A 25510-nucleotide genomic window follows, 5' to 3' on the forward strand; every position below is an offset into this window, starting at 1 on the left:
CATGCACGCGATCCGCATCGAGAAGCACGGCGGCCCCGAGGTGATGACCTGGACCGAGCTGCCGGATCCGGTTCCGGGCCCCGGCGAGGTGCTCGTACGGCTGGCCGCCGCCGGTGTGAACTACATGGACACCGGCATCCGGCAGCACGGCGCCACCGGCTGGACCGCGCCACTGGTCCTGGGCGCGGAAGGCGAAGGCCGCGTCGTCGCCCTCGGCGAGGGCGTCGACGGGCCGGCGGTCGGCGACCGGGTGGCGTGGTACGACCACCAGGGCAGCTACGCCGAGTTGATCGCCCTGCCCGCCTCCTCGGTGGTGAAGGTCCCGGACGGCATCGCGGACGGGACGGCGGCCGCCGTGATGCTGCAGGGGATCACCGCACACCACATGGTCACGGAGACCTACCCGGTCGGCCCCGGCACCACGGCGGTGGTGCACGCCGCGGCGGGCGGCGTCGGCCTGCTGCTCACGCAGATGGCCAAGGCGCGCGGCGCCACCGTGATCGGGCTCGTCTCCCGTGAGGAGAAGGCGGCAACGGCGCGGGAGGCCGGCGCCGACCACGTCCTGGTGTGGTCCGGCGGCGGCTTCGAGGACCGGGTCAGGGACCTCACCGGCGGTGAGGGCGCCCACGTCGTCTACGACGGCGGCGGCACCCCGACGTTCCGGTCGTCCCAGCTCGCACTGCGCCCCCACGGGGTGCACGCCTTCTACGGCCCCATGATGGGAATCCCGTCCCTCAGGCCGACCGACCTGCGGCGCAGCGTCTTCCTGACGTACCCGGTGCTCAACGACCATGTGCCGACGCGTGAGGCACTGGTCCGGCGCACCGGCGAGATCTTCGCCATGGTGCGGGCGGGGAGGCTCGCACCGCTCGTCGGCGGTCGCTACCCGCTGCGGGAAGCGGCACGTGCCCACCGGGACATCGAGTCCCGCGGAACGGTCGGGAAGCTGCTGCTCATCCCCTAGGCCCGGGCACGTTCGACGGCCGGGGAAGCCCCGGGTGGACAGGGTGCCGGCCCGTCCGCCCGGGGCTTCGCCGTGTCTCAGGAGCGCAGGGCGTCGACGGGTTCCATACGCGACGCCCGCAGCGACGGGTAGAGGCCGGCCAGGAGTCCGACGAGGGCTCCGGCGACCGGGGCCCCGAACGCGAGGCGGACGTCCAGGACCGGGGTCCAGTCCCTGGCGGCGGAGACGGCCACGACGACGACCATGCCGAGGACTGCGCCGAGGACGCCGCCGAGGAGGCCGATGGTCGTCGACTCCACCAGGAACTGGGCGGCGATCTGCCGTCGGGAGGCGCCCAGCGCGCGGCGCAGCCCGATCTCCCCGATCCGCTCCATGACCGTCACCAGCGTCACATTGGCGATGCCGATGGCCCCGACCACCAGGGAGACCAGTCCGAGGACCAGGAACAGGCCGTTGACGTCGCCCTGGACTCCCTTGCGCGCCTTGGCCGGGTCGGGCGGTGCGGTGACGGCGAGGGCGTCCTCGGCACCCGGGGCCAGCGCGATCGGCGCCTGGTGCGCGACCTGGAGCGCCGCGCCGAGCGCGGTGTTGATCAGGACCCGGGTCACCGCTCCCAGGCCCAGCTGGTCCTGGGCGGTGGTGGGCGGCAGCATCACCGCCGCGGCGAGCTGCTGCTCGCGCTCGGCTCCGCCGAGGATCCCGATCACGGTGTAGGCCTGGCCCCCCAGGAAGACCGCCGGCGCATCGCGCACCGAGCTGATGCCGAGCAGCCGTGCGGCCTGGTCGCCGAGCACCGCCACCCGGTCGTGCCGGGCGATGTCCCCGTCGTCGTAGAAGCGCCCGGTCGTCATCCGCCCGCGCACCGCGGCGGGCAGCGTGGGCGACGCGGCGAGGACGGCCAGCGTCTGGCCGGTGAGGTCGCCGGGGGCCACCACGTCGTTCGCCCGCACCTGGACGTTCGCGGTGGCCTGGGAGTCGGCGAGGGCCGCCGCCGACTCGACCCCGGCCAACCGCCGGACCGCGTCGACGCCCGACCAGTCCACCAGTGGAACGGGGTCGGCCGACGGGGGCGGCGGCGGGACCACCACCGTGACCGAGGTCGCGGTGAGGGCGTCGAAGCGGCCGACGATCTGGTTGCCCGCGGTGGCCGAGACCCCGATGGTGATGACCAGGGTGGTGATGCCCAGGACGGTGCCCAGTGTGGTCAGGGCGGAGCGCATCGGGCGGGCGAGCACCCCGGCCAGCGCCTCGCTCCCCAGGTCCCGGAGGTCCATCCAGGGGCGCTCGATGCCCCCGGCCCTGCCGCGGCGCCGTGCCCGTCGCCCGCGGCCCGGCTTGCGGGGGCCCGCTGCCGCGCGGTCCGCCGCGGCCGCCAGTTCGAGCACGCGCGCCCTGGCGCGCAGCCGGGCCCTCATCGGGTCTCCTCGGTCAGCCGTCCGTCACTGATCCGCACCCGCCGGTCGGCCCGCCTGCTGACCGCCTCCTCGTGGGTGATCACCACCAACGTCATGCCCTGCTCGCTCAGTTCGTCGAAGAGGTCGAGCACCGAGCCGGTGTTCTCGCTGTCGAGGTTGCCGGTCGGCTCGTCGCAGAGCAGCAGGGCGGGCTCGCTCATCAGCGCGCGGGCGATCGCCACGCGCTGCCGCTCGCCGCCGGAGAGCCGGTCCGGCCGGAAGCCGGCCCGGTGCGCCAGGCCCACGCGTTCCAGGGTCTGTTCGGCCCGCGCGCGGCGGCCTGCGCGGCCGCGTCCCGGGCGCGGCCGGCGATAGGCCTCGGCCAGCATGACGTTCTCGTCCACCGTGCGGTAGGGCAGCAGGTGGAAGGACTGGAAGACGAATCCGATCCGGCTGCCGCGCAGCGAGGTGCGCTCCAGGTCGCCGAGCGTCCTGGTCTCCACCCCGTCCAGCCAGTAGGCGCCCGCGGTGGGGCGGTCGAGCAGGCCCAGGGTGTTGAGCAGCGTCGACTTGCCGGAACCGGACGGGCCGACGATCGACAGGTGCTCCCCGCGGCGGACGGCCAGGTTCACGTCCCGCAGGGCGTGCACCGGCGGTTCGGAGTCGAAGACCCGGTCGACGCCGACCAGTTGGATCACCGTGTCCGCGTCCGGCACGGCGGGCAGGAGGAGCGTCCGCGGGCCGTTCACTGGCCGATCACCACGGAGTCGCCGGCTTTCAGGGCGTCGCCGGTGGGCGTGACCTCCACCTGGCCCTCCGCGGACAGACCCGCCTTGACGGGGACGTCCACCACGGTGCTGCCGCGACGGACCCGCACCCTGGCCTGCCCGTCGGCCGACGTGTGGAGCGCGGCGATCGGCACCGTCAGCACCTTGCCGTCCGACGAGCCCACCTCGATGGTCACCTTGGCGGACCCGTTGGCGTTGCCGGTCAGCTTCCCCGACGGGACGGAGATCTGCACCGGCACCGGCGCCGCGGCGTCGCCGCCACCTCCGCCCGAGGTTCCCGCCGTGTCCTGGCCGTTCCCCGCGTCGTTCTTCGGCACGTCGTCGCCGAGTGCCACCAGCTTCCCCACCGCTCTTCCGCCGTCGGGGGTCTCCACCTGCGCCGTCATGCCCTTGTGGAGCAATGTGGCGTCGCTGCCGGGGACCACGGCCTGCACCACGACCCGGGAGCTGGTGACCGTGCCCAGAATTCCTGACGGCGTGTCACCGATTTTCACGGACACCTTGTCCAGGCGGGCCGGCAGATCCGGCAGGAAGATCACCTCACCGGCGGGGACCTTGGTCCCGTAGCCGGCCTGGAAGGCGGCGAGCGCGGCATTGGCCGCGTCCAACTGCTGCTGCGCCGCCTTCCGTTGCAGCCTGGCCTCTTCGTCACCGGTGCCGCTGCCGGCGCCCTCGGAACCGCCGCCCGCACCCGCGGCCGCGAGGACGGCCTGCTGGGCGGTGGTCACCGCCGCTTCGAGCGTCCCCAGCTGCTGCTTGTCCGCGACGCTGGGCTCCTCGGCGTGAAAACCCTTGCTCCGGTACCAGCGGCTCACCGCGGTGGCGTCCCCGAGCCCGTAGGTCCCGGTGGCTCCGGCGGAGGTGAACCCCAGCCGCTTCAGGGCCTGCTCGAGCTGCCGGACGTCGTCCCCCGACGTGCCGGGCCCCAGCGTGCGGTACATCGGGACGGTGCCGCGCAGCACCAGGACCGGCCGGCCGCTCACCTGCATCAGCACGTCGCCCTCCTTCACCTCCGACCCGGCGACCAGCGCCTTGGTGACCCGCTGGACGACGGCGTCACCGGCCCCAGAGCCGGACCCGCCGGAGCCGGAGTCGGCGGATCCGACCGGCCCGGCCAGCGCGAGGCTCTGCGGTGAGGCGAACTCCACCGACCCCTGCGCCACCACACTCGCCGTCAGCGCCCGCCGCTGGACCGCGACGGTGACCGGTCCGGCCTCCGGCGGCCGATGGGCGGCCGCCGCGTCCGCCGGCGACTGCATCTGCGAGCCGGCGAACCAGCCGCCCGCCCCGACGAGCCCCACCGCGGAGACGATGATCCCCAACTGCCGGGGGCGGCTGCCCACCCGGTCGCGGCGGCGGCTCATCCGGCACCGCCGCCGCTGGTCGGGGCCTTGAGGAACTTCGGGAAGTAGGCGGCCCGGAACTCCTTGCCGCACTTCAGGTCCTGCAGCGCCAGGGCGATGTCCTTGGTGAGCAGCGGCAGGGCCTCGTCCTTGCTCATGGTGTCCAGCGGGGTCCCGTCCGGGGTCACGGTGCCGATCCGCGCGTTGGGGGGAGTGGACATGCTCGCCTGGAACTTGACCATGTCCCCGATGCCGGTCGGCTGCGTGGTGGTGACGTGGATGCCGTCCTTGCTCAGGCACGAGGCGTACGCCTGGGCCAGCGCGATCAGCTGCGGATCGCCGTTGAGCGCCTGCGCGTTCGCCTGGTCCTGTGCCGCGGAGGCATTGCTGCGCTCCTGGGGCGACGCGTAGCCGTAGACCTGGCGGTTGGCCGATCCCTCGCAGCCCGACCACCCCTTTTCGCCGGTCTTCGGGTCCGGGGGGCCGCCCAGCGCCTTGTCGTAGGCGGTCTTCTGCGAGGCCGTGAGGGTGGCGACGTAGTCCGCGTTGGGAGAGACGGTCGAGGCGTTCTGGGCCGCCTTGCTGCCAGGTGCCTGGGGATCGTCGGGGTAGACGAAGGCCGCGTAGATGCCGAAGCCGTACTTCTGCCGGTACTTCTCCGTCAGCCGGTAGTCCGCCCCGTCGGTGTCCCAGGAGGCCAAGGGGTCCTCGGGGGCCACGGGCGTGTAGACGAACCCCTGCTTCTTCATGCAGGCCGCGACCGCGTTCTCCATGAGGTACTGCTTCTTGAGGTCCGCGCCGGCGTCCGCGGGAACGTCGAGTTCCCCGGACGAGCCCGCCGAGGACTTCCCGCCGCCGTCCGCCGCGTGCGACGCCGCGCCGGAGCCGCAGGCCGCGAGCAGCGGCAGCAGACTCACCGCCACGGCCAGTTTCCGAACAGTGCGGGATCCAGACATGCTCTTCCGTCCGATCGAGAGGGTGGGGTGTGGTGCGTGGCGGCGGGGCAGTGCCCGCGCCTGCGGCTTCCGGAGCCGCGGACGCCCGCGACGACCAAGGGGTGCCGCCGGGTTGAAGAGTGGCGTCCGCAGGTGATGGCCCGCGGCCCGGACGATGACCGGGCTGTAACGGCGGGACTCGGCCCGTCACGGAGGCCGGGGCGGCCCCCTACGGCACGTGCGGCCCGGAGACGTAGTGGCCGTTCTTGTCGTACGGCCAGGCGTTGGCGACGCAGCCGTGCAGCCCCTTGATCTGCTGCATCATGACGGGGGCCGGTTGACCGGGGCCGCCGCAGGTCATGTGCGTGAGGCCCAGGGAGTGCCCCATCTCGTGGTTGATGATCAGCGCGCGGTACTCGTGGATCGGTCCGTCGAACGTGGGCGAGCCCTTCACCCAGCGCTTGAGGTTGACCACCACCCCGCCGGGGATCTCGCAGTTGTACTCGCCGTGGGTGCTCTGGTGGATGCCCGCCCAGCACAGGGCGTCCGCCGTCCCCGGTGTCGCTATCTTGATCACGAGGTCGTAGGGCTCCCCCGCGCCCACCGGCCGGAACGAGTTGTTGCCGCTGTGGGTCCAGCCCCTGGGGGCGGCGAGTATCCCGGCGATCTCCCGCGCCGCCTCGTCGGGGGAGACATCGAGCCCGGTCTCGACCTGCACCGCGTAGCGGATCAGATGCGGACCGCGGCCGACCTTCTCGCCGCCGGCCCGCGCGGTGGTGAACATGCCACTGCCCGTCGCCGGGACGTCGATCTCGGTAGGTGTCGGGGTGGGCGTCGGCGTGGGCGTCGGGCTCGGACGGGGCGCGGGCGAGTGGGTGAGGTGCGTCACGTGCCGCGGGGGCTGCGTACTGCTGGACGCGTCGCTCCGCCCGCCGTCGAGGAGGAACATGGCGGAGCCGAGCAGACCGGCGGCCGCCATGACCAGGATCGGCCAGCGCCCGCCCCGGCGGCGCGGACGGCGGCGATGGGACGTCCGGCGGCGCCCGCCGTGCCCGGAGTCGCTCTGCCGGCGACTGCGGTGGGCGGCCGCGCTCTCGGTGGGCGGTGCGGATTCCCGCTCTCGTGCCGAATACATGGCAGCTCAAACTGGTCATTTCAGATGATCGCCATAGGTTCGGAAAGTCACAAGAAGATAACGGGCAGCTCTCCTTATGACCCTTCTGTAACAGGCCCCGGGAGGGGCTCTTCGCGGGCCGATCACCGAATACGGTCTGCGTACACTGTCGAGGTGTCGCGAGTCCTTATTGTCGAAGACGACCCGGATGTCCGCAATGCCGTGCAATTGGCGCTGCGGCACCAGGGCCATCACGTCGTGGCCGCCGGTACGGGCGAAGAGGGGCTGGAGCAGCTCCGCCCCTTCCGGCCCGACGTGGTGGTGCTCGACCTCATGCTGCCCGGCATGTCCGGCCTCGACGTGTGCCGGCGGATCAGGGACCGCGACCAGGTGCCGATCATCATGGTGACCGCCAAGGGGGACGACATCGACGTGGTTGTGGGCCTGGAGGCCGGCGCCGACGACTACGTGGTCAAGCCCGTGCAGGCCCGGGTGCTCGACGCCCGAATACGGGCCGTACTGCGCCGGCAGGACGCGTCGGTCGCCGACGGCATCCGCCCCAGGGCGGAGTCGCACGGCGCGCTGGTCATCGACCGGGCCGGGCTCGTGGTGACGCACCACGGCGCCCCCGTCGCGCTCGCCCCCTCCGAACTCCGGCTGCTGCTGACGCTGTCGGCCTCGCCCGGCCAGGTCTTCAGCCGCCAGCAACTGCTGGAAGCCGTCTGGGAGCACAGCTACCACGGCGACATACGGCTCGTGGACGCCTGCGTGAAGCGGCTGCGCAACAAACTGGGCGAACTGGGCGGGGATCCGCAGTACATCCAGACCGTCCGCGGTTTCGGCTACCGGTTCGTCTCCCCGTGAGCGGCAGGAGATCCGTACGGGCCCGCGAGGCCGGCGCGGCCGCCGGCGAGCCCGCTCCCCGGCCGAAGCGGTTCCTCGGGGCGGCCCTGGCGAAGGCGCCGCTGCCGCTGCGGGGCCTGCGCGCCCGCCTGGTGGTGGCCTTCGCGCTGGTGGCCGTGGCCAGCTCCCTGAGCACCGGCGCGCTCGCCTTCCGGGAGGCGCGTACGGGCGTCCTCCAGCAGAGCCAGGACTCGGTGATCCAGCAGTTCCGGCACAGCGTCGACAACGTCGCCGTCTACACCCCCTCGACACCGGGCCAGGAGGACCTGCAGGCGGCCGTCAACCATGTGCTCTACGACAACCCGCAACGCAACTGGCGGGTCCTGGCCACCTACGGCAAGCTCCGCGCCTGGTCGACCAGTGCGGACTTCGACCGGCTGAGCCCCGAACTCCTGCGCTCCGTGCACACCACTCCCGCCGCGGTGTTCCAGCGCGTGAACGCCGACGGGCATCCCTGGCTCGTCGTCGGCATGCCGATCACCTACGCCAACCCCCCGTCGAAGAACCTCCTGCTCTCGGGGATGGTCATGTACCTGGTGGTGCCGCAGGACGCGGAGAACGGCTACGTCCAGGCGATGGTCAGCGGTATCGAGCGCGCCACACTGGTGGCACTCGCCCTCGCCGTGGTCCTGGCGCTGCTGGCCGCCAGCGGCGTGCTCCGCCCCGTACGGGCGCTGCGCCGCGCGACGCGCCGGATGGCCGAGGGGCACCTCGACGTCCGGCTGGCCGTCAACGGCTCCGACGAACTGGCGGACCTCTCCCAGTCCTTCAACGACACCGCGGCCGCGCTGGAGCGGTCGGTCGCGGAGCTGCGCCGGCTGGAGGCCCAGGCGCGCCGCTTCGCCGCGGACGTCTCCCACGAACTGCGCACCCCGCTCACGGCGATGGCGGCGCTCACCGACGTGCTGGACGAGAACGCGCTGCACCACGACCGGGAGACCGGCGACGCGCTGCGGCTCATCAGTGAGGGCACCATCCGGCTGAGCGCCCTGGTGGAGGACCTGATGGAGATCTCCCGCTTCGACGCGGGGGCGATCGAACCCAACCTGGACGAGGTCGACCTGGCCGAGTCGGTACGCCGCACCCTCGCCTCCCGGGGGTGGCAGGACCAGGTGGAGACCGACCTGCCGGGGCCCGGCGTGCTCAGGACGCGCGTGGATCCGCGCCGCCTCGACGTCGTCATGGCCAATCTGGTCGGCAACGCCCTGCGGCACGGGGCGCCGCCCGTGCGGCTGACCATGAGCGTGCGGGAGGAGCGAAGCGGCTTGGCGTGGGCCGTCATCGAGGTGTCCGACAGCGGACCCGGGATCGCCGAGGAGGCGATGCCGCACATCTTCGAGCGCTTCTACAAGGCCGGCGCCTCGCGCACCAGGAGCGAGAGCAGCGGGCTCGGCCTGGCCATCACGGTGGAGAACGTCCACCTGCACGGCGGCCGCATCAGCGCGGCGAACCAGCCCTGGGGCGGGGCGGCGTTCACCGTCGAACTCCCCCTGCACCGCGAGTCCTCGACGGCCGACGACGACGCCGCGGCGGGTGCCCGGTGAAGCGCTCCCGTGCGGCGGCGCTGCTCGTCGGGGCCGCGGCCGCGCTCACGCTGGGGGCGTGCGGTGTCCCCCCGTCCGGCGTCATCCAGGCCGGCGAACCGGCGAGCGGCATTTCCCGCGCCGACGCGCAGCCCGCGTCGTCGGCCGATGTGTACTTCCTCGTCAACGGGGTTCCGGCACCTTACGGCCGCAAGGTCGTCGGCGCCCGGGAGCTCAGCGCCGTCCTGGCCCTGCTGTTCGACGGACCGGCCAAGAGCGAGGCCGCGGAGTCCGCCACCACAGAGCTGCCCCGCATGATCGCGGCACCGCATGCGACCACCGACAACGGCACGGTCTCCGTCCTGCTCCCGGGGAACCTCAGCCCCTTCAGCCACGCGGCCATGCTCCAGTTGACGTGCACGGTGACCCACGCGCTCGTGCCGCTGGACTCCCGGTCCGTCACCTCGGTGGGAGGGACCGGCGGCGCGGATGCTTCCGTCCAGGGACAGGGCAAGCCGGCGCCCAAGAACGTCCGCGCGGTCGGCAACGGGTGGACGAGAACGCTCCCCGCGGACGCGTGCCCGTTTCCCGTCCGTCCGTAGCGGCGGCAGCGGCCGGTCAGCCGCCGCGCAGGAGGGCGTTGAGCCGGGCGGCCTGGCGCGTCAGATGATCACGCTCGGCGAGGTCGGGGGCCCTGCGGGCCGCCTCGGCGTACAGCCGTGCCGCCGTCACGAGATCACCGTCGCGCTCGTGGAGATGGGCCGCCACCGCGGTGTGGCGCGGAACGGGGTCCGCGCCCGGGGAGCCGGACGGGGAGCCGGTCACCGCCGCGAGCGCCGCGAGCCCCGCGCGCGGTCCGTCGGCCTCGCAGACGGCCACCGCGCGGTTGAGCCGGACGACCGGGCTGTCGGTCAGGCGCACCAGCTCGTCGTACCACTCCACGATCTGCACCCAGTCGGTCTCCTCGGCGGTTCGCGCGTCGGCATGGAGCGCCGCGACGGCGGCCTGGGCCTGGTACTCGCCCAGCCGGTCGCGGGCGAGGGCCGCCTGGAGGATCGCGACACCCTCGGCGATCGCCCCGGTGTCCCACCGGCCGCGGTCCTGTTCGGCGAGCGGCACCAGGCTGCCGTCGGGCCCGGTCCGGGAGGCGCGCCGGGCGTGGTGGAGCAGCATCAGGGCGAGCAGCCCGGCCACTTCGGGATGATCGATCGCGGCGGCGAGTCGACGGGTGAGGCGGATCGCCTCGGCGGCGAGGTCGACGTCGCCGGAGTAGCCCTCGTTGAAGACCAGGTAGAGGACGCGCAGCACGGTGGCGACGTCGCCGGGCCGGTCCAGGCGCACGCCGGAGACGGTGCGCTTGGCACGGCTGATGCGCTGCGCCATCGTCGCCTCGGGCACCAGGTAGGCCCGGGCGATCTGACGGGTGGTCAGACCACCCACGGCGCGCAGGGTGAGCGCGACCGCGGACGAGGGCGTCAACGACGGGTGGGCGCACAGGAAGTAGAGCTGGAGCGTGTCGTCCGCGCCCGGCGCGGGCCCCGGCACCGGCTCCTCGTCGACGAGGTCCTCGCGCCGGCGCCGGGCGGCGTCCGCCCGGGCGGCGTCGAGGAACCGGCGCCAGGCCACGGTGACCAGCCACGCCTTGGGGTCGCGCGGAGGGTCGTCCGGCCAGACGCGGACCGCCTCGACCAGCGCGTCCTGCACGGCGTCCTCGGCCGCCGCGAAGGGGGCTCCGCGGCGGACGAGGATCGCGAGCACGCTCGGTGTGAGGCTCCGGAGCAGGGCCTCGTCCATGGCAGAGGTCACTCGGTGATGGTGTGGGCAGCGGTCAGGAACGGGCGCAGCTCCAGCCACTCGTGGATGGGCTTCCCGCCCGCTCCGGGTGCGGCGGACAGCTCCCCGGCGAGTTCGACGGCGCGCTCGTGGCTGTCGACGTCGATCACCATCCAGCCGGCGATGAGGTCCTTGGTCTCGGCGAACGGGCCGTCGGTGACGGGCGGCCGCCCCTCGCCGTCGTACCGCACCCAGGTCCCCTCGGGGGCGAGCGCCTGACCGTCGACGAACTCGCCGGTCTTCTCCAGCCGGGCCGCGAATTCGTGCATGTACTGCATGTGCGCCGAGATCTCCTCCGGCGTCCACTCGGTCATGGGCACGTCGTTGACCGCGGACGGAGCGCCTCGGTAGTGCTTGAGCAGCAGGTACTTGGCCATGGTCGTTCTCCTCGCTCCTGGTGCGGCCCATTGTGGCCGCCTTCACCCCTGGGACGGAGCCGGCCGCCGGTTCTCGACACGGCGGGGCACACGAATTCAGAGCCGGGCCGAACGCAGTCCCGCGACGAGGAGTCCGACCAGGACGCGCGGGTCGTAGCGGGGATCGCTCTCCGCGCCGATGCACAGGTTTCCGACGCCGCGCATGAGCTGGTACGCGTCGGTGCCGGTGCCGATCTCCCCGGCGCCGGCCGCGGCATCGAGCAGCTGGGCGCACACGGGCAGCAGCCGGTCGAGGAAGTAGGCGTGCAGGGCGTCGAACTCGGTGTGGTCGGACTGCAGCACCGCGGCGAGTCCGTGCTTGGTGACCAGGAAATCGACAAAGAGATCAATCCACTGCGCCAGGGCCACGTACGGACTCGCCGCGCCGGCCAGCAGCGCCGGTCCGGCCTCCGCGCACGCCTCGACCTGGTGCCGGTAGACGGCGATGATCAGATCCGCCCGCGTGGGGAAGTGGCGGTAGATCGTGCCCGTCCCGACGCCGGCCCTGGCCGCGATGTCGCGCACCGGCGCTTCGACGCCCGCCGCGACGAAGCTCGCGGCGGCCGCTTCGAGCAGGGTCTCCTTGTTGCGCCGGGCGTCCGCCCGCTTGGGCCGGGCCGCGCCCACCGCGCCCGCGTCGCTGTCGTTCACCGCGGCGTGCCTCCACTGCCGAATCGCGCTTGCTAAACGGAACGTCGTTCCGTATCGTTAACGGAACAAGGTTCCGCTTGCTCATGATGCCAGAGCAGGGGGCCTACGACCAAGCAGTTCCAGAGGAGACACGGTCATGCAGTACCGCACCTTGGGCCGCACCGGTGTGCAGGTCAGCTCCCTCGCGCTCGGCGCGATGAACTTCGGCCCGATCGGACGCACCACCCAGGACGAGGCCACCGCGATCGTCGACGCCGCCCTGGAGGGCGGGATCAACGTCATCGACACCGCCGACATGTACGGCGACGGGCAGTCGGAGGAGATGGTCGGCAAGGCCGTCGCCGGCCGCCGTGACGACATCGTGCTGGCCACGAAGGCGGCCATGCCGATGGGCGACGAACGCAACCACCGGGGCGGTTCCCGCCGCTGGCTGGTCACCGCCCTCGACGACAGCCTGCGCCGACTCGGCGTCGATCACGTCGATCTCTACCAGATCCACCGGTGGGACCCGGCGACCAGCGACGAGGAGACGCTGTCGGCCCTGACCGACCTGCAACGCGCGGGAAAGATCCGTTACTTCGGCTCCTCGACCTTCCCGGCCCACCGCCTCGTCCAGGCCCAGTGGGCCGCCCGGGAGCACCACGTGGGCCGGTACGTCACCGAGCAGCCCAGCTACTCGATCCTGCAGCGCGGTGCCGAGGCCCACGTCCTGCCGGTGACCGAGGAGTACGGCCTCGGCGTGCTGGTGTGGAGCCCGCTGGCCTCCGGCTGGCTGTCGGGGGCGGTCCGCGCGGGCCGGGAGATCACCACCCACCGCTCGGCGCTCCTGCCGCAGCGTTTCGACCTGTCCGTACCCTCCAACCGCGCCCGGCTCGACGCGGTGGAGCGCCTTGCCGCGGTCGCCGACGAGGCCGGTCTGACCATGATCCAGCTCGCCCTCGGATTCGTGACCGCGCACCCCGCCGTGACCGGCGCGATCATCGGCCCCCGCACGCCGGAGCACCTGCACGCGCAGCTGGCCGCCGCGGACATCACGCTCTCCGCCGATGTGCTCGACGCGATCGACGCGATCGTCCCGCCGGGCGCCGACCTCGCCGCGCACGAGAAGTTCGACACGCCGCCCGCCCTGCTCGACCCGTCGCTGCGGCGCCGCTGACATCAGCAGGATCAGTACGTCATCGGCGCCGGCGCGCCCGCCACCGGGCGCCGAACCGCCAACGCGGCCGCCTCGTCGGGGAAACGCGGCGGGAGGCGCCCTCCTCGCGCACCGGCCGCCACGGATCGCCGGGCGCCGTCACGGGCGTCTTCCGCTCCGCCTGCGCCTGGATCTCGTAATGCGCGTCGTGGGCCGTCACCTGGAAGGCCTCCTCGTAGGAGGCCATCGCCGCCCGGACGGCGGAACCGGCCACGCCCCTGCGGCGGATCACCGTCGCCAGCCACGCGAAGAGGCCCATGACCGCGGCCAGGCAGGCGGCGAGGGCCACGTACGGCAGGAGCGGTCCCATGGCCCTGAGCCTAGGCGCGCGTACCGCAAAAAAACACCGGCGTCCCGGCCGGCCCGACGGGGCCGGCCAGGACGCCGGGGCGTCACACGGTCAGACAGTCACACGGTCGGACCGTCAGACGAGGTCGAACCGGTCGAGGTCCATGACCTTGGTCCACGCCGCGACGAAGTCGCGCACGAACTTCTCCTTCGCGTCGTCGCTCGCGTAGACCTCCGCGAGCGCACGCAGCTCGGAGTTGGACCCGAAGACCAGGTCGGCACGGCTGCCGGTCCACTTGACCTCGCCCGTGGCGCTGTCGCGGCCCTCGAAGGTGTTCGCGTCCTCCGACGTCGCCTTCCACACCGTGCCCATGTCGAGCAGGTTGACGTAGAAGTCGTTGGTCAGCGACCCGGGGGTCGTGGTGAGGACACCGAGGGACGACTGCTGGTAGTTGGCGCCCAGGACGCGCAGGCCGCCGACGAGGACGGTCAGCTCGGGGGCGCTGAGGGTCAGCAGGTTCGCCCGGTCGATCAGCAGGTACTCGGCCGGCAGGCGGTTGCCCTTGCCGAGGTAGTTGCGGAAGCCGTCGGCCGCCGGCTCCAGCGCGGCGAAGGACTCCGTGTCGGTCTGGTCCTGCGTGGCGTCCGCGCGGCCCGGGGTGAAGGGCACCTCGACCTCGAAGCCCGCCTCCTTGGCGGCCTGCTCGACGCCCACGCCGCCGGCGAGGACGACCAGGTCGGCGAACGAGACCTCCTTGCCGTCGGTGCGGCCGGCGTTGAAGGACTGCTGCACGCCCTCCAGGGTGCGCAGCACCGTCGCGAGCTCGTCCGGCTCGTTGACCTCCCAGCCGGCCTGCGGCTGGAGGCGGATGCGCGCGCCGTTGGCGCCGCCGCGCTTGTCGCTGCCGCGGAAGGATGAGGCCGACGCCCACGCGGTGGAGACGAGCTGGGCGACCGTCAGGCCGGAGTCGCGGATGAGGCCCTTGAGGGCGGCGACGTCGCCGGCCTCCACGAGCGGGTGCGTCACGGCCGGCAGCGGGTCCTGCCAGAGCAGGACCTCGTCCGGGACCTCGGAGCCGAGGTAGCGGACGACCGGGCCCATGTCGCGGTGCGTCAGCTTGTACCAGGCGCGCGCGAAGGCGTCCGCGAACTCGGCGGGGTTCTCCAGGAAGCGCCGCGAGATCTGCTCATAGGCCGGGTCGACGCGCAGCGACAGGTCGGTCGTCAGCATCGTCGGCGCGTGCGACTTCGACGCGTCGTGGGCGTCCGGGACGGTGCCCGCGCCGGCGCCGTCCTTCGGCCGCCACTGGTTGGCACCGGCGGGGCTCTGGAACAGCTCCCACTCGTAACCGAAGAGGATCTCGAAGAAGCTGTTGTCCCAGGTGATCGGCGTGTTGGTCCAGATGCCCTCCAGACCGCTGGTGATGGCGTCACCACCCTTGCCGGTGCCGAAGCTGTTCTTCCAGCCGAGGCCCTGCTCCTCGAGCGACGCGCCCTCCGGGTCGGCGCCGACGCTGTCGGCCGGGCCCGCGCCGTGGGTCTTGCCGAAGGTGTGACCGCCCGCGATCAGGGCGACCGTCTCCTCGTCGTTCATCGCCATCCGGCGGAACGTCTCACGGATGTCGCGAGCCGCGGCCAGCGGGTCCGGGGTCCCGTTGGGGCCCTCGGGGTTGACGTAGATGAGGCCCATCTGGACGGCGCCGAGCGGGTTCTCCAGCACGCGGTCGCCGGTGTAGCGCTCGTCGCCGAGCCAGGTGGTCTCCGGGCCCCAGTAGACGTCCTCGTCGGGCTCCCACACGTCCGCGCGGCCACCGGCGAAGCCGAAGGTCTCGAAGCCCATCGACTCCAGGGCGACGTTGCCGGCGAGGATCATGAGGTCGGCCCACGAGAGGTTCTGGCCGTACTTCTTCTTGACCGGCCACAGCAGACGGCGGGCCTTGTCGAGGTTGCCGTTGTCCGGCCAGCTGTTGAGGGGCGCGAAGCGCTGCTGCCCGGCGCCGGCGCCGCCGCGGCCGTCGCTGATGCGGTAGGTGCCGGCGCTGTGCCAGGCCATGCGGATGATGAACGGGCCGTAGTGGCCGAAGTCCGCGGGCCACCAGTCCTGGGAGGTCGTCAGGGCCTCGGCGATGTCGCGCTTCACCGCGGGGAGGTCCAGGCCCAGGAAGGCCTCGGCGTAGTCGAAGTCGCCGCCGAGGGGGTTGGCCACGGCCGGGTTCTTGGCGAGGATCTTCAGGTTGAGCCGCTCCGGCCACCACTGGCGGTTGCCGCCGCCCTGCGTCGGGTGCGGAGCACGTCCATGGGCGACCGGGCAGCCACCTCCGCCCTCCGTCTTGGCGTCGACGACGATGGCGTCATGGTTCTCAGACATGGGAATCCTTCCGGACCAGGCGGATCACGGTGCTCAGGCACTGCGGGCGGCGGGACAGCGGGGGCAGGGGGCCTCGGCGCTCGTACGACGGGGGCCGGGCGCGGCGCACGGGACGCGCCGCGACGCGCGCGGAAGGGGCCTCAGCCACGACTCGGCAGGGCCGGCACCGCGCAGAACGCCCGCGGTGATCCCGTCACGTCCCTGTCTCCTGCCGCGCTGAGGGCTTCCAGTCCCTTGGCTGTTGCCGGAACCGATCCTACGATGGACGCAGTCCAAGTCAAGAAGCGTGCCAACCCCCTACCGCCGATCGCACCGGCTCCGGGACGTCCACTGGTAAATTTCGGGTATCCCATCGAACCTGAACAGGTGAACCGACATGAGTGACCTTCTGGAGCGACTGCGAGGGCGCGGCTGGCGGATGACCTCCCAGCGGCGTGTGGTCGCGGAGGTCCTCGACGGCGACCACGTGCATCTCACGGCCGACGAGGTGCACGCCCGGGCGTCGCAGCGGCTGCCCGAGATCTCGCGCGCGACCGTCTACAACACCCTCGGCGAACTGGTCTCCCTGGGCGAGGTCATCGAGGTCGCCACGGACGGCCGCGCGAAGCGCTACGACCCCAACGCGCACCGCCCGCACCAGCATCTGGTGTGCTCCGGCTGCGGCACCGTCCGCGACGTCCACCCGGCCGGCGATCCGCTCGGCGACCTCCCCGCGGAGGAACGCTTCGGCTTCACGGTGTCCGCCGTCGAGGTCACCTACCGCGGACTCTGCCCGGCCTGCGCCTGAGCCGGCCCCGCACACGCCGAACGGCGCGCTCCGTGCGCGCCGTTGGCGTTCCCCCCGGCTCTGCCCGGGTCTGCCCGGGTCTGCCCGGGTCTGCCCGGGTCTGCCCGGGTCGTCTAGTAGTAGTGGCGACGGCCACCGACGGCGTGTCCCAGGGCGCCCAGCACCCAGAGCACGAGCCCGATGACCACGAGGATGATCCCGATGGTCCACAGGATCGATATGCCTGCCAGGAATCCGATGATCAGCAGGATGACGCCGAGTACGATCATGATGTCCTCCGTTGGCCGAGGTCACGACGCCCGATTCCGCACGGTGCGAGCGGCCCTCGCTCCGTCGCGTCACCGGCGATCGCCCGAGTTCTGTGCAGGTCGCCGAGGTGCCTGTCCCGCCGTTCCGGCGTACCGCGCGACCGTGCGGTCATCGAAATCACCTCTTTCACCACATTTCGTCCCTGAGGGGCGGCTACCCCGGTGGACGCGGATCATCCCTGTCCCGACTTGTGCACTTCCCGAGGGCCCGCGATCGTCGGAGTCGGGGCCAGCGGAGGCCTGAACCGGCTCGGCAAGAGGTGCGACATGAGTGGGACCAGCAGGCAGTACGCCGTCGGGAAGGCGTTCCACTCCGCGCTCGCCGAGGCCGACTGGGGCGGTCTGCGGGCCCTGCTGCACGACGACGTGGCCTGGACGCTCCCCGGCGACAGCGCGATCTCCGGGACCGCCCGGGGCCCCGACGAGGTCGCGGGGCTCGCCCGCCGCATCGCCGGGTACGGCCTGCGCTTCGAACTGCTCCACATCCTGGTGAGCCGGGACAATGTGGCCCTGTCCCTGCACAACACCGCCCGCCGCGACGACTCCGTGCTCGACGAGCACGTGGCGACGGTCCTGGCGCTGCGGGACGGCAAGGTGGCCCGCATCGAGAGCTTCCTGTCCGACGTCGACGGCGTGAACGCCTTCTTCGTCTGAGACCCCGTTCAGTCCCCGGGTCCACGACCGCCGGATTGGCCCTGGCCTGCGGCTTCACACCCGGCCTAGGCTCATGTGCATGCGGATTCGAATCGTCGACGCCTTCACCGACCTCCCCTTCGGGGGCAATCCCGCGGGCGTGCTGCTGCTGCCCGACGCCGACGCCTTCCCCCCGGACGAGTGGCTCCAGTCCGTCGCCGCGGAGCTCAACCTCTCCGAGACCGCCTTCGCGCACCCCACGCCCGGCGCCGCCGACGCGGACTGGGCGCTGCGCTGGTTCACCCCGGCGGCGGAGGTGAACATGTGCGGGCACGCCACACTGGCCACGGCCCACGCCCTGCACTCCAGTGGCGCCGCCACCGGCACCGTGCGGTTCAGTGCCCGCTGCGGGGTGCTGACGACAAGCACGGGCGCGGACGGCACGATCACGATGGACTTCCCGGCCGCTCCGCTGACACCCGTCGAGGTGCCCGCCGGCGTCGCCCCGGCGATCGGCGCCGACGTGCTGTCGGCCCACGGAACCGGTGAGGACGTGGGCGACCTGATGGTCGAGGTGGCCGACGAGAAGACGGTACGGGCACTCGCCCCCGACATGGCGAAGGTGGCCGCGCTGCCGTCGGAGCGGGGCCTGATCGTCACGGCGCGGGCCGAGTCCGCGACGGCGGAGTACGACTTCGTCTCGCGGTGCTTCTTCCCCGCCCTCGGCATCCCCGAGGACCCGGTGACGGGCAGCGCGCACACCGCCCTCGCCCCCTTCTGGGCGGCGCGGCTGGGCCGCGGCGAACTGACCGGACTGCAGGCCTCCGCCCGCGGCGGCCTGGTGCGGACGGTGCTCCGGGCGGACCGGGTGCTGCTCACCGGCCGGGCGGTGACGGTGGTCGACGGAGCGCTGCACGCGCTCCCCTGACCCGGCGCGCGCTCACGCGGTGGGCAGCCAGCCCACCTTGCCCGCCAGCACCGCGTACCCGACGAACGCCACGATGTCGATGAGCGAGTGGGCCGCCACCAGCGGGCCCACCCGCCCCCAGCGGCGGTAGAGCAGCACGAAGACGACGCCCATCGCCATGTTGCCGAGCAGCCCGCCGATGCCCTGGTACAGGTGGTAGGAGCCGCGCAGCACACTGCTCGCCACCAGCGCCCCCATCGGCGTCCAGCCCAACTGGCCCAGCCGGCGCAGCAGATAGCCGACGACGATCACTTCTTCGAGCACGGCGTTCTGGATCGCAGAGGCGATGAGGACCGGGATCTTCCACCACACGTCCGGCAGGGACTCGGGCACCACGGTGAGGTTGGCCCCCGAGGCCCGCGCCCCCAGGTAGAACAGCAGCCCCGTGCCGCCGATCACGGCGGCCACCACCGCTCCGCGCAGTACGTCCGAGCGCGGGCGCCGCAGGTCGAAGCCGATCACCGGCATGCCGGTGCCCTCGCGCGCCAGCAGATGCGCGACGAGCGCGACGGGGACCAGCGCGGTGGCGATCCCGAACAGCTGCCAGGCCAGGTCCAGCCAGGGACGCCCCGGGGCGTGCGTGCCGACCAGCGTCGCGGCCTGGTCCTTCAGCCCGCCGGGCTTGGTGACGGAACCGATGAAGCTGATGAGCGCCGAGAGCGCGCTGGCGCCGAGCGACAGCGCGAGCACCAGCAAGGTCTCACTGCGCAGCGTGCGCGGCTCCAGTGCGCGGGCGTCGCCGGTTCCCGCGCCGCCCGCGTCGATCGTCCTGCCGTTCTCCGAGGCCTCCACGCGCGCCATCCTGCCTCATCGGCCCGGCGGACGGCGCGCGGGCCCGGCTCAGGGCTCCACGGGCCACTCGTGGACGGGCGCCCCGTCCTGCATCAGCTCGCAGTAGCGCACGGTCATCGCGGCCAGCGCGCGCTGCCGGTCGAGCCCGCGGTCCAGCTCGCGGTGGAAGACCGCGGCCTGCCACTCGGCGCCGTTCGTCCGCTTGCGGCAGCGGCCCTCGATGATCCCCAGGTAGCGGTCCCGGTCGACCGGGTCGATGCCCCAGCCGTCCAGGCCGGCGGCGGCCATCGGCAGCAGCTCCTCCAGCACGAGTTCCACGACGGGCACTTCGATCGTCCCGCTGCCGCGCGAGGACCGGGGCCAGCGCAGCACGGCCTCGATGCCGTGGCGGCAGGCCTCGTCGAAGTTGGCCGCCGCGGCCGCGAACGGCAGGCGCGTCCAGACCGGGCGGGACGCCTCCGCCAGCGCCCGCACGAGGCCGTAGTAGAAGGCGGTGTTGGCGACGACGTCGGCGACCGTGGGCCCGGCGGGCATCACCCGGTTCTCCACCCGCAGGTGGGGGACGCCGTCGACGACCGCGTAGACCGGGCGGTTCCAGCGGTAGATCGTGCCGTTGTGCAGGGTGAGTTCCTTCAACTGCGGCACCCCGCCCTCGTCCAGGACGTGCAGCGGGTCCTCGTCCTCGCAGATCGGCAGCAGGGACGGGAAGTAGCGCACGTTCTCGGCGAACAGGTCGTAGGCGGAGTCGATCCAGCGCTCGCCGAACCAGGTCAACGGGCGGACGCCCTGGGCGCGGTGCTCCTCGGGGCGGGTGTCCGTCGCCTGCTGGAAGAGCGTCGGGCGGGTCTCCCGCCACAGCTCCCGGCCGAACAGGAACGGTGAGTTGGCGCCGAGCGCGACCTGCGGCCCGGCGACCACCTGCGCGGCGTTCCACACGGCGGCGAAGCGTGCCGGGGTGACCTGCAGGTGCATCTGCATCGAGGTGCACGCGGCCTCGGGCGCGATGGAGCCCGACGTGCTGGTCAGGCGTTCCACGCCGGCGATGTCGAGGGTGATGTCCTCACCGCGGGCCGCCAGGATGCGGTCGTTGAGCAGGGTGTAGCGGTCGACGCGGGAAAGATTCGCACCCACCAGGTCCTGCGCTCCGAGCGTGGGCAGGATTCCCACCATCACGATCTGCGCGCCGACCTCCCGGGCCTTTCTGTCGGCATATCCCAGTGCCATGCGCAACTCTTCGGCGAGGCGGTCCAGGACACGTCCGGAAAGCCGGTGCGGAGCGATGTTCACTTCGATGTTGAACTGCGCGAGCTCCGTCTGGAAATCACGGCTCGCGATGCGCTCCAGCACCTCCTCGTTCATCATGCGCGGCAGGCCGTCGCGGTCCGTGAGATTGAGTTCGATCTCCAGACCCATGAGATTCCGGGGACGGTCGAAACGTTTCTCCTCCAGCAGCCGCTCCAGTCCCAGGAGGCACTGCTTCAGCTTCCTGCGGTAGCGCTGGCGGTCGGAGAGGTCGAACCCCGTGGCCGCGACCTTTTCCCCCATCGAAGGTCCCTTCTCGCGTGGGCCGTGATCACAGCATGCCCAGCGATGAGATCGATAACGCCCCCTGTGACGCACACGACCCGGTAAGCTGGCGGGAGCACCGTCTTCCGGCACATTCCGGTGGCATGGCACATCATTCATTTGCCATCGGCGGCACCCTCGTGAAAAACGCCGACGAGATTCGGCCATCCGTGGTGGCGGAAAAGGCGCAGTTCGCCGGCCGGGGAGCCGGTTCGAATAGGGATGTTCCGGCCACCCAGGATGTCCTGGTTCCGCCTTGCGCTCAATATCGCCGGCGGCTAGGTGAAACACTGCCAGAACACACCTCGTATATCCTCTGTTCACAGGCAGAGCCTCCGCGATCCGCCGCGCGCCCGCGACGCTCCGGCCACGGGAAAGGGATCCGCATGCCCCCGCTGATTCCGCACGCCGCCACCCACCGGCGCCCCATGTGCTGGGCCTGCCCTGGCCTGCCGTTTCATCGCTGACAGCGCTGTTAGCACCCACTGAGCACCCCGTGTCTCCCCATGAGAGGCCGCCCACCATGCCGCTGCAGGTAGCTCCAGCCCCCGCTCCCGCTCTGCGGAGCGTTCTCGCCGCACTCAGCTCGCCCACCGCCGTCCGCGAGGCCCGCACGCCCTCACTGCGCACCGCGACCGGGCTGCTCACCGCCGAGCACCCGCTGCCGCTGCACGTGCTCGACCCCGTGATCGCCGGACCCGACGGGCTGCCGCGGGCGCGGCTGACCGGCTGGCGCTTCCACATCCACGCCGGGGAACGCAACGACGCGGCGGTCCCGCCGCAGGAGAGCCGCGGGCGGGTGGTCGCCGCCGGAGAGACCGTCCACACGCCGGACGGATGGGCGTTCTCGCACTTCTGCGAAGGGCCGTACCTGGCCTCGACCGAGCGGGCGCTCCTCCAGGCGGACGCCCTGACCGCGTCCTACCAGCCGCACCTGCTCTCGGTGCCGGGCCTGTACATGCTGACCCTGTGGCTGCACGGCGACACCGGCGCCGACGCCGGAACGGCCCAGCCGGCCGCTTCGGACCTGCTGATCCCCCTCGCACCGGCGCCTCCGGGAATCGCGGCGCACCGCGTGCACCGGCTCTCCGACCTGGTGCCCGTGCTCACCCTGCGGCTGGCGCCCCCGCCGCTGCTCGGCACGACCGCTTGACGTTCCCCTCAGGGGCGGTGCTCGTACGCCTCCGTGACCGGCCGGTCACGGAGGCGTTGCATTGTCCCGGCAACCGCCCGCCAGAGTGAAAGCGTCACCAACTATCGAGCACAGCTCGCGCGAAATCCCTGCGGAAAACCGTCAGTAGAGCAACACTGGGACCGACCGACGAACGGGGGAACGGCCATGACTGAGGTTCCTACCCAATCAAGCCGTGTGTCACACCACTCGCAGCGAAAGACATCGTCCATGTGCCCGCACCAGCCGCATTGTCCGTCCGCCGCCAACTCCGACCGGGAGGCCGCGCACATCGTCGTCAGCCACCCCGAGCAGGGGTGGAGCCTGCTGTGCAACGGCGTCCTGCTCTTCGAGGACACCGGTGAACTGCTCCCCGACGGCCAGATCATCGCCCCGCACCGCCCGCTCGGCAGCGAGCACGTCGTCACCGCCGCATAACCCCGATGAACCGCGGCACCGCGGCGCCGCAGCACCGCAGCACCGCAGGCACACGAACGGCGTGAAGTGCAAGAAAAGGGCCGACCCCGCCGGCGAACAGCGGGGCCGACCCTTGTGAGTCCCCGGCCCGGTCTCCGGGCCCGGTCGCACTACGCGTCGTACTCGTCCAGCGGCGGGCAGGAGCAGACCAGGTTGCGGTCGCCGAAGGCGCCGTCGATGCGGCGCACCGGCGGCCAGTACTTGTCCGCGGCCGACACGCCGGCCGGGAACACCGCCTCCTCGCGCGTGTAGGAGTGCTTCCACTCCCCGCCCAGCGCGGCCGCCGTGTGCGGCGCGTTGCGCAGCGGGTTGTCGTCCTTGGGCCACGCCCCCGAGCCGACCCGGTCGATCTCCGCGCGGATGGCGATCATCGTGTCGCAGAAGCGGTCCAGCTCCGCGAGGTTCTCGCTCTCCGTCGGCTCGATCATCAGCGTCCCGGCGACCGGGAACGACATCGTCGGCGCGTGGAAGCCGTAGTCGATCAGGCGCTTGGCGACGTCGTCGACGGTGACACCCGTCTCCTTGGTCAGTTCACGCAGGTCGATGATGCACTCGTGGGCGACCAGCCCGCCGGGACCGGTGTAGAGCACCGGGAAGTGCGGCTCCAGGCGCTTGGCGATGTAGTTGGCGCCGAGCACCGCGACCTGGGTGGCGCGCTTGAGGCCTTCGCCGCCCATCAGGCGCACGTACGCCCACGAGATCGGCAGGATGCCGGCCGAACCCCACGGGGCCGCCGAGATCGGGCCCACGCCCGTCTCCGGGCCCGCCTCGGGCTGCAGCGGGTGGTTCGGCAGGTACGGCGCGAGGTGCGCGCGGACCGCGACCGGACCGACGCCCGGGCCGCCGCCGCCGTGCGGGATGCAGAAGGTCTTGTGCAGGTTCAGGTGCGAGACGTCGCCGCCGAAGTGACCGGGCTTGGCCAGGCCCACCAGGGCGTTGAGGTTGGCGCCGTCGACGTAGACCTGGCCGCCGGCGTCGTGCACCGCGCCGCAGATCTCGCCGATGTGCTCCTCGAAGACACCGTGCGTGGACGGGTACGTCACCATGAGCACGGCGAGTTCGTCGCGGTACTGCTCGATCTTGGCCCGCAGGTCCTCGACGTCGACCTCGCCGTCACCGGCGGTCTTCACCACGACGACCTTCATGCCGGCCATCACCGCGCTGGCGGCGTTCGTGCCGTGCGCGGAGGACGGGATGAGGCAGACCGTGCGCTGGGTGTCGCCGTTGGCACGGTGGTACGCGCGGACGGCGAGCAGACCGGCCAGCTCGCCCTGCGAACCGGCGTTGGGCTGGAGGCTCACCTTGTCGTAGCCGGTGACCTCGGCGAGACGGTCCTCCAGCTCGCGGATGAGGGTGAGGTAGCCCTCGGCCTGCTCGGCGGGCGCGAAGGGGTGCAGCTGGCCGAACTCGGGCCAGGTGACAGGCTCCATCTCGGTGGTCGCGTTGAGCTTCATCGTGCAGGAACCGAGCGGGATCATGCCGCGGTCCAGCGCGTAGTCGCGGTCGGCGAGGCGGCGCAGGTAGCGCAGCATCGCGGTTTCCGAGCGGTGCTGGTGGAAGACCGGGTGCGTCAGGTAGTCCACCTCGCGGGCCAGGCCGGCGGGCAGCGCGTCCTCGGTGGCCGCGTCCAGGGCCTCGATGTCGGCGTGGTCCCCGCTGACACCGAAGGCGCCCCACACGGCGGCGAGGTCGGCGCGGCCGGTGGTCTCGTCGCAGGCGATGCCGACCAGGTCGGCGCCGACCTGGCGCAGGTTGACCCCGGCCTCGCGGGCGGCGGCCACGACCTCGGCGGCCCGGCCGGGCACGCGGGCGGTGACGGTGTCGAAGAAGGCGTCCGTGGTCACCTCGACGCCGCCGGCGCGCAGGCCCCCGGCGAGGACGGCGGCGTAGCGGTGGGTGCGGCGGGCGATCTGCGCCAGGCCCTCGGGGCCGTGGTAGACCGCGTACATGCCGGCCATGACGGCGAGCAGCACCTGTGCGGTGCAGATGTTGCTGGTGGCCTTCTCGCGGCGGATGTGCTGCTCGCGGGTCTGCAGCGCCAGGCGGTACGCCTTGTCGCCGTCGGCGTCGACGGAGACGCCGACCAGGCGGCCGGGCAGGCTGCGGGCGTGCGCCTCGCGGACGGCCATGTAGCCGGCGTGCGGACCGCCGAAGCCCATCGGCACACCGAAGCGCTGCGTGGTGCCGACCGCGATGTCCGCGCCCAGCTCGCCCGGGGAGGTGAGCAGCGTCAGGGCGAGCAGGTCGGCGGCGACGGTGACGATCGCGCCGAGCCCGTGGGCCTGCTCGATGACGGGCTTCAGGTCGCGCACGGCACCGGAGGCGCCCGGGTACTGCAGCAGCACGCCGAAGACGCCGCGCTCGGCGATCCCGGCGGGGATGCCGTCGGTGAGGTCGGCGACGACGACCTCGACGCCGGTGGGCTCGGCGCGGGTCTCGATCACGGCGACGGTCTGCGGGAAGGTCTCGGCGTCGATGAGGAAGACACCCTGCTTGACCTTGCCGACGCGGCGGGCCAGCGCCATCGCCTCGGCGGCCGCGGTGCCCTCGTCGAGCAGCGAGGCGCCGGAGGTGGGCAGACCGGTCAGGTCCGCGACGACCGTCTGGAAGTTGAGGAGGGCCTCGAGGCGGCCCTGGGAGATCTCGGGCTGGTAGGGCGTGTACGCCGTGTACCAGGCGGGGTTCTCCATGACGTTGCGCAGGATGACCGGCGGGGTGAAGGTGCCGTGGTACCCCAGGCCGATCATGGGCCGCAGCACCTGGTTGCGGTCCGCGAGCGAGCGCAGCTCGGACAGCACCTCGGGCTCGGTGCGGGCGGTCGGCAGGCCCAGGGCCTCGGCGCTCTTGATGGTGTCCGGCACGGCTGCGGCGGTGAGCTCGTCCAGCGAACCGTAGCCGACGTGCGCGAGCATCTTGGCCTGCGCGGCGGCATCGGGTCCGATGTGGCGCTGCTCGAACGGGATGCCGCGCTCCAGCTCGGTGAGAGGGGTGCGGTGGGCGGTCATCTGCGGAGGCCTCCTGGTCTGGCGCGACTCGGCCTCCCCCTCTGTCATCTGAACCTGAGAGTTTCACCGTCCCGCGCGAGCAGGACGGC

The 25510-nt window shown here is 72.4% G+C and carries 24 protein-coding genes; 10 read left to right on the forward strand and 14 right to left on the reverse strand.

Translation table 11 applies throughout. From position 1 onward, the window contains the following. The first annotated feature begins 1 nt into the window (after position 1). Complete coding sequence (locus tag ACIP9H_RS35810; protein ID WP_401594693.1) at positions 2 to 964, forward strand: quinone oxidoreductase family protein; 963 nt, start codon at positions 2 to 4, stop codon at positions 962 to 964. A 77-nt stretch (positions 965 to 1041) separates the two neighbouring features. Here ACIP9H_RS35810 and ACIP9H_RS35815 read toward each other — a convergent pair whose 3' ends face one another. The 5 genes from ACIP9H_RS35815 to ACIP9H_RS35835 all read right to left on the reverse strand — a co-directional run bounded on the left by ACIP9H_RS35815 (position 1042) and on the right by ACIP9H_RS35835 (position 6559). Then, entirely contained in the window at positions 1042 to 2379 is a 1338-nt protein-coding gene (locus ACIP9H_RS35815; RefSeq protein ID WP_401594690.1) for an ABC transporter permease, read from the reverse strand. Beyond that, on the reverse strand, positions 2376 to 3107 hold the full coding sequence (locus tag ACIP9H_RS35820; protein WP_401963225.1) for an ABC transporter ATP-binding protein: 732 nt from the start codon (positions 3105 to 3107) through the stop codon (positions 2376 to 2378). The genes ACIP9H_RS35815 and ACIP9H_RS35820 overlap by 4 nt, the downstream gene beginning before the upstream one ends. Further along, on the reverse strand, positions 3104 to 4510 hold the full coding sequence (locus tag ACIP9H_RS35825) for a Tat pathway signal protein (protein ID WP_401594685.1): 1407 nt from the start codon (positions 4508 to 4510) through the stop codon (positions 3104 to 3106). The genes ACIP9H_RS35820 and ACIP9H_RS35825 overlap by 4 nt, the downstream gene beginning before the upstream one ends. Continuing rightward, positions 4507 to 5412 (reverse strand): hypothetical protein, encoded by a 906-nt coding sequence (locus ACIP9H_RS35830; protein WP_401963227.1) that lies wholly within the window; start codon positions 5410 to 5412, stop codon positions 4507 to 4509. The genes ACIP9H_RS35825 and ACIP9H_RS35830 overlap by 4 nt, the downstream gene beginning before the upstream one ends. Positions 5413 to 5653: 241 nt before the next feature. Further along, entirely contained in the window at positions 5654 to 6559 is a 906-nt protein-coding gene (locus ACIP9H_RS35835; RefSeq protein WP_401963228.1) for a DUF3152 domain-containing protein, read from the reverse strand. 153 nt (positions 6560 to 6712) lie between these two features. Between ACIP9H_RS35835 and ACIP9H_RS35840 the strand changes: the two genes are divergently transcribed. The 3 genes from ACIP9H_RS35840 (at position 6713) to ACIP9H_RS35850 (ending at position 9566) form a co-directional block, all read left to right on the forward strand. Beyond that, complete coding sequence (locus ACIP9H_RS35840) at positions 6713 to 7402, forward strand: response regulator (RefSeq protein ID WP_401594676.1); 690 nt, start codon at positions 6713 to 6715, stop codon at positions 7400 to 7402. Between the two features lie 86 nt (positions 7403 to 7488). Next, the gene (locus tag ACIP9H_RS35845; RefSeq protein ID WP_401963245.1) at positions 7489 to 8985 is read left to right on the forward strand and encodes a sensor histidine kinase; all 1497 of its coding nucleotides are present in this window, start codon (positions 7489 to 7491) and stop codon (positions 8983 to 8985) included. Continuing rightward, positions 8982 to 9566 carry a hypothetical protein gene (locus ACIP9H_RS35850; RefSeq protein ID WP_401594673.1) on the forward strand — a complete coding sequence of 195 codons (585 nt, stop codon included), beginning with the start codon at positions 8982 to 8984 and terminating at the stop codon, positions 9564 to 9566. Before ACIP9H_RS35845 ends, ACIP9H_RS35850 begins: the two co-directional genes overlap by 4 nt. Before the next feature lie 16 nt (positions 9567 to 9582). Here the strand turns inward: ACIP9H_RS35850 and ACIP9H_RS35855 are convergent, their stop codons facing one another. From ACIP9H_RS35855 to ACIP9H_RS35865, 3 genes are all read right to left on the reverse strand, one after another. After that, positions 9583 to 10758: an RNA polymerase sigma factor gene (locus ACIP9H_RS35855; protein WP_401963247.1), complete on the reverse strand. Its 1176-nt coding sequence runs from the start codon at positions 10756 to 10758 to the stop codon at positions 9583 to 9585. 8 nt (positions 10759 to 10766) lie between these two features. After that, the gene (locus ACIP9H_RS35860) at positions 10767 to 11174 is read right to left on the reverse strand and encodes a YciI family protein (protein WP_401594670.1); all 408 of its coding nucleotides are present in this window, start codon (positions 11172 to 11174) and stop codon (positions 10767 to 10769) included. A gap of 96 nt (positions 11175 to 11270) precedes the next feature. Continuing rightward, positions 11271 to 11864, reverse strand: a complete 594-nt coding sequence (locus tag ACIP9H_RS35865) for a TetR/AcrR family transcriptional regulator (RefSeq protein WP_401963230.1) — start codon at positions 11862 to 11864, stop codon at positions 11271 to 11273. Positions 11865 to 12000: 136 nt separating this feature from the next. Between ACIP9H_RS35865 and ACIP9H_RS35870 the strand changes: the two genes are divergently transcribed. Further along, the gene (locus ACIP9H_RS35870) at positions 12001 to 13020 is read left to right on the forward strand and encodes an aldo/keto reductase (protein ID WP_401594664.1); all 1020 of its coding nucleotides are present in this window, start codon (positions 12001 to 12003) and stop codon (positions 13018 to 13020) included. A 19-nt stretch (positions 13021 to 13039) separates the two neighbouring features. Here the strand turns inward: ACIP9H_RS35870 and ACIP9H_RS35875 are convergent, their stop codons facing one another. Together ACIP9H_RS35875 and katG are read right to left on the reverse strand one after the other, a co-directional pair. Then, positions 13040 to 13369, reverse strand: coding sequence for a hypothetical protein (locus tag ACIP9H_RS35875; protein ID WP_401963232.1), 330 nt, complete (start codon positions 13367 to 13369; stop codon positions 13040 to 13042). A gap of 114 nt (positions 13370 to 13483) precedes the next feature. Next, a complete protein-coding gene (gene katG, locus ACIP9H_RS35880) occupies positions 13484 to 15715 on the reverse strand; it encodes a catalase/peroxidase HPI (RefSeq protein ID WP_401963234.1) in 2232 nt (743 codons plus the stop codon). A gap of 376 nt (positions 15716 to 16091) precedes the next feature. Between katG and ACIP9H_RS35885 the strand changes: the two genes are divergently transcribed. Beyond that, positions 16092 to 16502: a Fur family transcriptional regulator gene (locus ACIP9H_RS35885; protein WP_401594656.1), complete on the forward strand. Its 411-nt coding sequence runs from the start codon at positions 16092 to 16094 to the stop codon at positions 16500 to 16502. A 113-nt stretch (positions 16503 to 16615) separates the two neighbouring features. Here ACIP9H_RS35885 and ACIP9H_RS35890 read toward each other — a convergent pair whose 3' ends face one another. Continuing rightward, the gene (locus ACIP9H_RS35890; RefSeq protein ID WP_360912659.1) at positions 16616 to 16771 is read right to left on the reverse strand and encodes a DUF6131 family protein; all 156 of its coding nucleotides are present in this window, start codon (positions 16769 to 16771) and stop codon (positions 16616 to 16618) included. Positions 16772 to 17077: 306 nt separating this feature from the next. Here ACIP9H_RS35890 and ACIP9H_RS35895 point away from each other — a divergent pair, with 306 nt between their 5' ends. Continuing rightward, the gene (locus ACIP9H_RS35895) at positions 17078 to 17464 is read left to right on the forward strand and encodes a nuclear transport factor 2 family protein (RefSeq protein WP_401594652.1); all 387 of its coding nucleotides are present in this window, start codon (positions 17078 to 17080) and stop codon (positions 17462 to 17464) included. A 79-nt stretch (positions 17465 to 17543) separates the two neighbouring features. Next, on the forward strand, positions 17544 to 18371 hold the full coding sequence (locus ACIP9H_RS35900; protein ID WP_401963237.1) for a PhzF family phenazine biosynthesis protein: 828 nt from the start codon (positions 17544 to 17546) through the stop codon (positions 18369 to 18371). A gap of 12 nt (positions 18372 to 18383) precedes the next feature. On the opposite strand, the gene ACIP9H_RS35905 is transcribed toward ACIP9H_RS35900, so the two are convergent. Continuing rightward, the gene (locus ACIP9H_RS35905; RefSeq protein ID WP_401963238.1) at positions 18384 to 19211 is read right to left on the reverse strand and encodes a CPBP family intramembrane glutamic endopeptidase; all 828 of its coding nucleotides are present in this window, start codon (positions 19209 to 19211) and stop codon (positions 18384 to 18386) included. 39 nt (positions 19212 to 19250) lie between these two features. Then, positions 19251 to 20747 (reverse strand): glutamate--cysteine ligase, encoded by a 1497-nt coding sequence (locus ACIP9H_RS35910; RefSeq protein ID WP_401594643.1) that lies wholly within the window; start codon positions 20745 to 20747, stop codon positions 19251 to 19253. A gap of 544 nt (positions 20748 to 21291) precedes the next feature. Between ACIP9H_RS35910 and ACIP9H_RS35915 the strand changes: the two genes are divergently transcribed. Beyond that, entirely contained in the window at positions 21292 to 21921 is a 630-nt protein-coding gene (locus ACIP9H_RS35915; RefSeq protein ID WP_401594641.1) for a hypothetical protein, read from the forward strand. A 249-nt stretch (positions 21922 to 22170) separates the two neighbouring features. Then, positions 22171 to 22377 (forward strand): DUF5999 family protein, encoded by a 207-nt coding sequence (locus ACIP9H_RS35920; RefSeq protein ID WP_401963241.1) that lies wholly within the window; start codon positions 22171 to 22173, stop codon positions 22375 to 22377. A gap of 149 nt (positions 22378 to 22526) precedes the next feature. Here ACIP9H_RS35920 and gcvP read toward each other — a convergent pair whose 3' ends face one another. Beyond that, the gene (gene gcvP / locus ACIP9H_RS35925; RefSeq protein WP_401594638.1) at positions 22527 to 25421 is read right to left on the reverse strand and encodes an aminomethyl-transferring glycine dehydrogenase; all 2895 of its coding nucleotides are present in this window, start codon (positions 25419 to 25421) and stop codon (positions 22527 to 22529) included. Positions 25422 to 25510: the final 89 nt, after the last annotated feature.

The sequence above is a fragment of the Streptomyces sp. NPDC088732 genome, assembly GCF_044751205.1.
In the GTDB taxonomy this organism is placed as follows: Bacteria; Actinomycetota; Actinomycetes; order Streptomycetales; family Streptomycetaceae; genus Actinacidiphila.

Bases quoted from the DNA above. Each gene is read 5' to 3' on its own strand.
- gcvP (WP_401594638.1), bottom strand. From the start codon at position 25,421: ATGACCGCCCACCGCACCCCTCTCACCGAGCTGGAGCGCGGCATCCCG.
- ACIP9H_RS35915 (WP_401594641.1), top strand. From the start codon at position 21,292: ATGCCGCTGCAGGTAGCTCCAGCCCCCGCTCCCGCTCTGCGGAGCGTT.
- ACIP9H_RS35890 (WP_360912659.1), bottom strand. From the start codon at position 16,771: ATGATCGTACTCGGCGTCATCCTGCTGATCATCGGATTCCTGGCAGGC.
- ACIP9H_RS35875 (WP_401963232.1), bottom strand. From the start codon at position 13,369: ATGGGACCGCTCCTGCCGTACGTGGCCCTCGCCGCCTGCCTGGCCGCG.
- ACIP9H_RS35920 (WP_401963241.1), top strand. From the start codon at position 22,171: ATGTGCCCGCACCAGCCGCATTGTCCGTCCGCCGCCAACTCCGACCGG.
- ACIP9H_RS35905 (WP_401963238.1), bottom strand. From the start codon at position 19,211: ATGGCGCGCGTGGAGGCCTCGGAGAACGGCAGGACGATCGACGCGGGC.
- ACIP9H_RS35910 (WP_401594643.1), bottom strand. From the start codon at position 20,747: ATGGGGGAAAAGGTCGCGGCCACGGGGTTCGACCTCTCCGACCGCCAG.
- ACIP9H_RS35835 (WP_401963228.1), bottom strand. From the start codon at position 6,559: ATGTATTCGGCACGAGAGCGGGAATCCGCACCGCCCACCGAGAGCGCG.
- ACIP9H_RS35825 (WP_401594685.1), bottom strand. From the start codon at position 4,510: ATGAGCCGCCGCCGCGACCGGGTGGGCAGCCGCCCCCGGCAGTTGGGG.
- ACIP9H_RS35885 (WP_401594656.1), top strand. From the start codon at position 16,092: ATGAGTGACCTTCTGGAGCGACTGCGAGGGCGCGGCTGGCGGATGACC.
- ACIP9H_RS35810 (WP_401594693.1), top strand. From the start codon at position 2: ATGCACGCGATCCGCATCGAGAAGCACGGCGGCCCCGAGGTGATGACC.
- katG (WP_401963234.1), bottom strand. From the start codon at position 15,715: ATGTCTGAGAACCATGACGCCATCGTCGTCGACGCCAAGACGGAGGGC.
- ACIP9H_RS35855 (WP_401963247.1), bottom strand. From the start codon at position 10,758: ATGGACGAGGCCCTGCTCCGGAGCCTCACACCGAGCGTGCTCGCGATC.
- ACIP9H_RS35895 (WP_401594652.1), top strand. From the start codon at position 17,078: ATGAGTGGGACCAGCAGGCAGTACGCCGTCGGGAAGGCGTTCCACTCC.
- ACIP9H_RS35815 (WP_401594690.1), bottom strand. From the start codon at position 2,379: ATGAGGGCCCGGCTGCGCGCCAGGGCGCGCGTGCTCGAACTGGCGGCC.
- ACIP9H_RS35900 (WP_401963237.1), top strand. From the start codon at position 17,544: ATGCGGATTCGAATCGTCGACGCCTTCACCGACCTCCCCTTCGGGGGC.
- ACIP9H_RS35860 (WP_401594670.1), bottom strand. From the start codon at position 11,174: ATGGCCAAGTACCTGCTGCTCAAGCACTACCGAGGCGCTCCGTCCGCG.
- ACIP9H_RS35870 (WP_401594664.1), top strand. From the start codon at position 12,001: ATGCAGTACCGCACCTTGGGCCGCACCGGTGTGCAGGTCAGCTCCCTC.